The organism is Pseudoflavonifractor sp. An187 (assembly GCF_002160275.1).
GTDB lineage: Bacteria > Bacillota > Clostridia > Oscillospirales > Oscillospiraceae > Enterenecus > Enterenecus faecium.
Window position 1 is genome coordinate 1 of record NZ_NFKG01000070.1, and the last position, 552, is coordinate 552.

Annotated in this window: 1 protein-coding gene; it reads left to right on the forward strand. The window is 64.1% G+C overall.

Translation table 11 applies throughout. The features are described 5' to 3' along the window. Nucleotides 1-552, forward strand: a 552-nt coding sequence (locus B5F22_RS11850; protein WP_204210603.1) for a carbohydrate binding domain-containing protein, incomplete at both ends; no start/stop codon positions are given.

Consider the following 552-nt stretch of genomic DNA (forward strand, 5'->3'; position numbering starts at 1 on the left):
TCTGCATCCAGTGCGGCGACTGGCGCGGCATTGACGTGGTGGGCTCGGTCACCGCCCAAAAGGGCCAGTGGGCCACCATCACCGGCACCTACACCATCCCCAACGATGCGGACATGTCCTATGTGGGATGCTTCATCGAGACCGCCTGGGCCGCCACTCCCGACCCCACCAACGACCTGTTCGACTTCTATGTGGACGACGTGTCCGTCACCGTGGAGGCAGAGGAGCCGGGCTACGGCATTATCGTCAACGGCGGCTTTGAAAACGGCTCCGAGCCCTGGGCCGTCCAGGAGGCCTCCACTCTGGAGATCGTCACCGAGGAGGCATTCAGCGGCTCTTATTCCGCCAAGATCTCCGACCGCACCAACACCGCCTCCGGCCCCAAGCAGGTCCTCACCGGACAGCTGATCCAGGGCCAGAAGGTCCAGGTCAGCGCCAAGGTCAAGTACAACGACGGCCCCGCCTCCAAGACCTTCAACTTCTGCATCCAGTGCGGCGACTGGCGCGGCATTGACGTGGTGGGCTCGGTCACCGCCCAAAAGGGCCAGTGGG